This window comes from Lachnoanaerobaculum sanguinis (assembly GCF_033242365.1).
Taxonomy (GTDB): Bacteria; Bacillota; Clostridia; order Lachnospirales; family Lachnospiraceae; genus Lachnoanaerobaculum; species Lachnoanaerobaculum sanguinis.
In genome coordinates, this window is record NZ_BTHK01000031.1 from 1 (window position 1) to 8,100 (window position 8,100).

The 8,100-nt window shown below is 37.4% G+C and carries 5 protein-coding genes; 3 read left to right on the plus strand and 2 right to left on the minus strand.

Annotated features, from left to right (window positions below):
• Window positions 1–3,500 (minus strand): hypothetical protein (locus tag SBH76_RS13235; protein WP_317978148.1); only part of this gene is annotated, 3,500 nt, incomplete at its 3' end.
• 475 nt (window positions 3,501–3,975) lie between these two features.
• Here SBH76_RS13235 and SBH76_RS13240 point away from each other — a divergent pair.
• The 3 genes from SBH76_RS13240 to SBH76_RS13250 are packed head-to-tail and all read left to right on the plus strand — an operon-like array spanning window position 3,976 to window position 7,473.
• Window positions 3,976–4,179: a glutaredoxin family protein gene (locus SBH76_RS13240; protein WP_009663585.1), complete on the plus strand. Its 204-nt coding sequence runs from the start codon at window positions 3,976–3,978 to the stop codon at window positions 4,177–4,179.
• A complete protein-coding gene (locus tag SBH76_RS13245) occupies window positions 4,179–6,446 on the plus strand; it encodes a ribonucleoside-diphosphate reductase subunit alpha (RefSeq protein WP_317978149.1) in 2,268 nt (755 codons plus the stop codon). Before SBH76_RS13240 ends, SBH76_RS13245 begins: the two co-directional genes overlap by 1 nt.
• Window positions 6,439–7,473 carry a ribonucleotide-diphosphate reductase subunit beta gene (locus tag SBH76_RS13250; protein WP_314100105.1) on the plus strand — a complete coding sequence of 345 codons (1,035 nt, stop codon included), beginning with the start codon at window positions 6,439–6,441 and terminating at the stop codon, window positions 7,471–7,473. The genes SBH76_RS13245 and SBH76_RS13250 overlap by 8 nt, the downstream gene beginning before the upstream one ends.
• A 154-nt stretch (window positions 7,474–7,627) precedes the next feature.
• Here the strand turns inward: SBH76_RS13250 and SBH76_RS13255 are convergent.
• Window positions 7,628–8,100, minus strand: a 473-nt coding sequence (locus SBH76_RS13255) for a hypothetical protein (protein ID WP_432706869.1), incomplete at its 5' end; no start/stop codon positions are given.

The window sequence follows — 8,100 nt, forward strand, 5'->3', positions numbered from 1 at the left end:
GTCTTTCTCTTGTATTTTAATACTACGACATTCTGTCCCGGATTTAATGTTCCTGTCAACGGTCTGCCGTTTGTAAGATCCGGCTCCGCATACTCATAATTAGCCACACCTGTAAGTGTTGTAGGCGGTGTTACCGTATATGGATCTCTAAAGCCGTGAACGCTGTCAGTATCGGCAACATTTCCGCTTCCGTTATCAAGCGGTATCGGATTTCCTGCCATATCTACATATTTTACTTTCAATGTAGAATTACTTGCCACAAGCGCAGCGTTTGCTGTTTTCTTATCATCACTTGGTGTAAGTGTAACGCTTGTTTCAAATACAGGATTGCTTCCCTGAGTTCCGTCAGCAAAGTCATTTCCTATTATGAGAGATGTAGATGTAACACGGTTTGTACTTATTGTATCTCCTATTCCCGGTGTTATCACTACTTTGTATGTTCCCGCTTTTGAGATGTTATCAAAAGCGTAATCTCCGTTTGCATTGGCTGTAGTAGTCATCGGATTACCTGATTCATCAAGTACCGGATTACCGCTTGCATCATAGAGACTTACCGTTCTGCCTGCTGCAGGTACGTCATCATCAGTTGTAAGATATGTACCGTTTCCGCTTCCGCCTGCAGGTGGAACATCATAGTAGATCTTACCGCTGATCTTATACTTCTTCGGTACTACTACGTTGCTGAGTGCCTCAAATGCACCTGTATAGCTGTCTCCGGCAAATCCCGCAAAGGTATTTACCGCTTTATTTGTAGTATCAAGTGGAGTAGTATCAGGCATCTTTGCTCTGAATGTAATATCATCCGCCGCACCGCTTGCCAGTGTATAGCCCGGCTTCATCTTAAGTCTGAACATAGTAACCGCTGACCAGTCTGATACTGATGAAGTCCATGTAGCTCCTGCATAATTGGCGGCTATATTTCCTTCTGTAACAGGGGTTGTACTGTATTCATATGTATAGTTCGGATGAGGATCAAGTGGACCTGTAAGTCCAAGTCTGTATGTTGAACCTCTATCCGCATAATGTCCCTGCTGATCAGGTGCAATTGCCTTATCACCCACATGTGGCAGGATATCAAAGAATGTAAATCCACTAACTCCTGTTATAGAGTTGTTGAAGATATTTAACTTATAGTCTACTATCTGCTCACTATCAGGTGTTGTAAGTGTTGAATACAAAGTCTCGGCTGAATCCGCTCTCTTTGATCTCTTTGTAAGAATCAACTCTAAAGGAGGTGAGTAAAGATATGTAGCCTTCTTACTACTAAACTTCTCTGTGGTGTTTCCGTCATTATCAAGGTCAAGTACATCATCATAAAGTCCCGGTACCTTATCGGTTGCAGCTTCTTCATTATTATCCCATGACATATATGTATCTATAGAGTTCTGACCACCTGCCATGTTCTTGGTAGTCTTAAACCTAGGATAAAATCCTAAAGTATAATAATTATTTCCCTTTGGAAGGTGGAATGTAGGGAAATCCCAGATGTAAGCTGTCTTTCCGGTATTCTTAAAGTTATATTCCACTCTGTAATTATTCATATGTGGACCGAATGTAGCCTGTCCGAATGAATTAGTTGTCATTCCTTTAAATTCCAATGCCGGATCTGTTAACATAAAGAACTTAGGATTCTTTACATCTCTACCTCTCTCAGGAAGATTGTAACGGAACTGTATACCGTCAGTCATAGCAAATTCTTCACCAAGATACTTAGTTCCAAGATTCTGATTCTGAGTAGTATGTGCATTTTCCTTTGCGTAGATCTTTACCCACCTAATCAAATGTCTACTCTGAGGAGTCCATTGATGCCCTGCTCCGTCATCTCCGAATGTATTTGCTCTGTTATAAGTATCTGTATAACCTTGCTCATTGTCAGGCTTTGTATCCAAAATAGCCTTCACATCATTATATGCATTTTCTGCCAAACGGAATTTATATGTTGCAGTCAATACATTTGCATTTGGAGCCTGTATTTCTATAGGATTTGTAAACTTAAGATTTATCTTTGTGTAGTGAGTAGGATTTGGCAAATCTATCATTGTAGAGTTCTCTGTAATTGATATATTAGTAGCAATTACTTCCTCACTACCGTCAGGTTTTGTTCCTATAAGCTGGTTGTTTGAAAGTGCAGCCTTTTGAGCGGCATCCAAAACAGGCACAGTCTGCTCTGTTCCGGCTGCATCAGATACCTTTCCGGTCGTATTTCCATATTTGATTTGGTATCCAACAAATTCCATATCAACTTCAGGGGTATCAAGCAAAGATAAAAGTCTTCCTTTTTTTTGACCTAATACCGGATTTGTTGCAGGAGCTCCCAGATACCAAGACCAGTTTGTAGTAATGTCATATTTATGTATAGTGGACTCTTCTCTGTCATCAAATGTATAAACATATGGACTTGCATTTTTATAAACTGTAATACCTCTATCTGTTGCAGGAACAGGAGGATATGATGAATATCTGGCAAAAGACTTGGATTTCTCTACAGATGCCTGATCTATTGACCCGTCATCATTTACATAAGCCCAGGTTATAGGGAATGTAACTTCGACAGGTGCATTTAATGTTCTGGTAGGCTGATTATTATATCTTATGTAGAAACCTTCACTGGTATATGTATTACTTGGATAATTCTTTTCTTTACTGATAGTATGGTTTACAGGATCATATGTCCATCCTGCGTTTCTACTGTCTGTAGTATCGAAGTTTTCATTTGCCGGAAGCTGTACCGTTACTCTGGTCTTTCTTCTGTCGGCACCTACTTGTGGAAAACTTGTACCATGATATGTACCCGGTGCAGGCCAGTTGGTTCTTCTTGTATAGAAGTCTACATAAGTGGATAATGTGTTTGAAAGCGAGTTGTCACTTTGTAAATCACTTGAACCCTGTACATACTGGTAGCTTCTTCTGTAGTTATAATCCTCGTTACCATATCCGATAGGATATGTCTTTGCAGTAAAAGTATTATTGGTACTCTCAAGCAAAGTATCATTTGCATCATATACCTGATATGGTATTACATAACTCTCATTATTTGCAAGTGAGAAATCTGCAATTTTTCCCTTAAAAGGCACTGTCTGTGTGGTACCACCGCCAAGGTTATTAAACTTAAGCTTAACTATGTGGTACTCAGTATCTGATGAGCTATCTATATTCAAATAATTAGTACTTGGTCTGTTTATCCAGGTAGAAATATTGGTAGCATTTACCGTTGGAAAAATCTTCTTCGGTAAGTATAGCTTTCCATATGCACCCGGTATACTTCTAGTAATCGACGAAACCGTAATATTTGCATAGAACGAAACCTCCTCACCTACGTAAAAGTCGCTGTTTCCTCTGCTGTTGACCACACTTCTGTCGTATGTGACTTCTGCAATAATATCAGGATCGTTTACTATACCCGGCGGACCTGCATATGCTGTGAAGAAATCACTCATTGACAGGAATACCATCACAAATGATAAAATAGCGGCCAATAATCGTTTTCTAATTGTATTCATATTTCCTCCTCTTAATAATAATTTATACATAACTTTAAGGAGTCATCTGTCAGATCACTCCTTAACTAAAGTTCGATATATAGCTAAAACTCATTTATTCTTTTCATAAAACCCTCCCTTTCACTCAACATTAGGCACATGATATCATAATAAATTATTTTTGCAAAGCATTTTTTCGATTTTGTAAAATTATTTTTCAAGTAATTTAATTTTATCATTTTACATTGAAAATATTTGTGCCGAATATACAGAGTCACCATAGCACAATTTACATGTTTTTTCAGTAACATTGGTACAATGTTTTTTTTTTAAACAATAATTATTTTTAACCCTCCGTTTTATTATTTAAAATCAAAATATATACTTTACTTTTTGGGTTTTATATAATAAAATTAGTAGGCTATTAACACAATATATTGTGCTGATATCGTATCACTTCACAATATATATGTATGAATTTAAGGAGTGTTTAGAAATGATAAAAGTTTATGGCAAGGAAAACTGTGGTAAATGCGTATCTTTAAAGGGAATATTGGAAAATAAAAACCTTGAATTCGAGTACATTGAGGACATGAAGACACTTATGATAGTTGCAAGTAAGGCAAGAATTATGAGTGCTCCTGTAGTGGAATACAATGATCATGTGTACTCAATGGAAGCCTTCTTACAGGTGATCTGATGTCAAACGAAAAAAGAAAGGTTATCAATCGAGATAACATAATTGAAGATCTTAATATAGAAAAAATCAGAGAAAAACTCTTAAGGGCCTGTGACGGTCTGGACGTGAATATGGTTGAGCTTGAGAGTAATATAGACTCAATCTATGAGGAAAATATTACCACTCAAAAGATTCAGGCATCTTTAATAAACACGGCTGTTACAATGACAAGTTTTGAAGAAAGTGACTGGGCATATGTGGCAGGCAGACTTCTTATGATGGAAGCTGAAAGAGAAGTTTTCCACTCAAGAAATTTTTCTTACGGTGATTTTTCCAAAACTATAAAGCATATGGTTGAACTTGGGCTGTATGATGAAAGACTTTTAACCTACAGCAAAGAGGAATTGGATCAAATTGCCCCACTCATAGATATAGACAGAGATATGGTCTATGACTATGCCGGAGCAAATATGCTTGTTAACAGATATTTGATTAAGCATGAAGGCAAAACTTATGAGTTGCCTCAAGAAACATTTATGGCAATATCCATGATGCTTGCTTTAAATGAAAAGCCCGGTGAAACAAGAGTAAATATAGTAAAAGAGTTCTATAATGCATTATCTCTAAGAAAGCTCTCACTTGCGACTCCTATGCTTGCAAACCTTAGAGTCCCGAACGGCAATCTGTCATCATGTTTTATTACAGCAATAGATGACAATATAGAATCTATCTTCTATAATATTGACTCTTTGGCAAGAATCAGTAAAAACGGCGGCGGAGTCGGTGTTAATGTTTCAAGAATAAGAGCAAAGGGCTCTATGGTAAACGGTTATTACAATGCAAGCGGCGGTGTTGTACCATGGATCAGAATAATAAATGATACGGCTGTTGCCGTAAATCAGCAGGGAAGAAGAGCCGGAGCCGCTACAGTGGCTTTGGATACCTGGCATTTGGATATTGAATCATTCCTTGAACTACAAACCGAAAACGGTGACCAAAGAGGAAAAGCCTATGATATATATCCACAGGTAGTATGCTCCAATCTCTTTATGAAGAGAATTAAAAACAATGAATCCTGGACTTTACTTGATCCGTATGAAATAAGAAGAAAATACGGTGTTGAACTTTGTGAGCTTTATGGTTATGAATTTGAATCAATCTATGAAAAGCTTGAAAAGGACGATAATATCAAGCTTAAAAAGGTTTTAAATGCCAAGGATCTGTTTAAAAGCATTATGAAAACTCAGCTTGAAACAGGAATGCCTTATATCTTCTTTAAAGACAGAGCAAATGAGGTAAATCACAACTCTCACATGGGCATGATAGGTAACGGAAATCTTTGTATGGAGAGTTTTTCAAACTTCAAACCTACGCTAAATTTTGAGGAAGAAGTTGACGGCAATACAGCTGTCAGAAAAAGTGATATGGGTGAAATTCACACTTGTAACCTTATTTCTCTTAATCTGGCCGAACTTACATCTGACGAGATTGAAAAGCATGTCGCACTTGCAATAAGAGCTTTGGATAATACTATAGATTTGACAGTTACTCCTTTAAAGGAATCCAATAAGCATAACTTACTTTACAGAACAGTAGGTGTCGGTGCAATGGGACTTGCAGACTACTTGGCAAGAGACTATATGATTTATGAAGACTCTATAAATGAAATAAATGAACTGTTTGAAAGAATAGCACTTTATTCCGTAAAGTCTTCCGCATTGCTGGCAAAAGAAAGAGGAGCTTACAAGGCCTTTAAGGGTTCCAAATGGGATCAGGGTATATTCTTCGGCAAGAAAATAGAATGGTATGGAGCAAATTCCAAATTCAAAGATGAATGGAATGAGGCTTTTTATCTGGTAGAGGCTAACGGTCTAAGAAACGGTGAGCTTACAGCGATAGCGCCTAATACTTCCACATCTTTGTTAATGGGATCGACCGCATCTGTAACTCCGACATTCTCAAGATTTTATATCGAAAAGAATCAAAGAGGAGCAATACCCAGAACTGTTAAGCATTTGAAGGACAGAGCATGGTTCTATCCTGAGTTTAAAAATGTAAACCCTATCAGCTATGTAAAGATAATGGCAAAAATAGGTTCATGGATAACACAGGGTGTATCTATGGAAATGGTCTTTGACTTAAACAAAAATATTAAAGCAAAAGATATTTATGACACTTTAATGACTGCCTGGGAAGAAGGCTGTAAGAGTGTTTATTATATAAGAACAATTCAAAAGAATACGAATACTATTTCAGATAAAGAGGAGTGCGAAAGCTGTAGTGGATAGAAAGAAATTATTTAATCCGGCAGGTGATGATACATTAAGTGCAAGGAAAATTATAAAGGGTAATTCAACAAATCTTTTTAACCTTAATAATGTCAGATTTCAGTGGGCCAATCACCTTTACAGAACTATGATGGCAAATTTCTGGATACCTGAAAAGGTGGATTTAACCAAGGATAAAAATGACTATGAAAATTTGACCTTACCTGAAAGGGAAGCCTATGACGGAATACTTTCCTTTTTGATTTTCCTTGACAGTATACAGACAAATAATATTCCTAATATTTCAGACCATGTAACAGCACCTGAGGTGAATTTATTACTGGCCATACAGACTTTCCAGGAGTCCATTCACTCTCAATCTTATCAGTATATAATTGAGTCCATACTTCCAAAGCAGAGCAGAGATCTGATCTATGATAAATGGAGAGATGATAAGATATTATTTGAAAGAAACAGTTTTATTGCGAAGATCTATCAGGATTTTATAGATAATCAGTCCGATGAGAACTTTGCTAAGGTCATAATAGCAAACTATTTGCTTGAATCACTGTATTTCTATAACGGCTTTAACTTCTTCTATCTTCTTGCAAGCAGGAATAAGATGGTGGGTACCTCTGATATTATAAGACTGATAAACAGAGATGAGCTCTCACATGTTGTTTTATTTAGAAGTATTGTTAAAGAAATAAAGAATGATTACCCTGAGTTTTTCTCGACAGAAACGATCTATTCCATGTTTAATACTGCCGTTGAGCAGGAAATTAACTGGACAGAGCATATAATAGGAAATCGTGTGCTTGGCATAACTTCTCAGACAACCGAGGGTTATACAAAATGGCTGGCTAATGAAAGATTAAAGTCTTTAGGCCTGGAGCCTCTATATTCAGGTTTTACTAAAAATCCTTATAAGCATTTGGAAAGATTTGCCGATACCGAGGGTGAAGGTAATGTTAAGTCTAATTTCTTTGAAGGAACTGTTACAAGTTATAATATGAGTTCTTCCATTGACGGATGGGAAGATTTCTAAATAATACTATATTGTCTGTTACTTTACGATTTTTAAATTGCAAAGTGACAGACTTTTTTATTATCATCTTTTCAAATCCCATACACTGTTTCAATTCTTTATAGATTCAATTTACATAAAAAAAGCCCCCGACTTAAAGTCGGGGACCGAAAAATTATCTTTCTTCTTTTTTCTTGAATGCCAGTGCCATTGCAGCTGCGATTGAACTCATTAGAATAAATACATATCCTCTTACGTCCTTTCTGTCCTCTGTCTTCGGTACTGCAAGTGCCACTCTTGTACTGCTTGGTACAGGTGTCACTTTCTGAGGCTGTGGATTCTTGCCAGGTGTTGGGGTATCTATCAAGATCACAGGCTCTTCTATTGCATTCTTTGATGTTACTTTGTTGTTTACACTTACCTGTCCCGGTCTTACACTTGTGCTGCCGCTTCCTGAACTTCCACTTCCTCCTCTGCTTGTGTTTGAGCTTGTCGCTATTGACGGGGTCGCTAAAGGTCTTGTAGGTCTTATAACTACATCCTCATCTCTTCCCGGTATAGTGATCTGGCTTGGGGTTGCCACTCTTATCGGAGTTGTAGGGGTTGTCGGTGTGGTAGGGGTTGTCGGTGTACTTGGATTTACCGGTG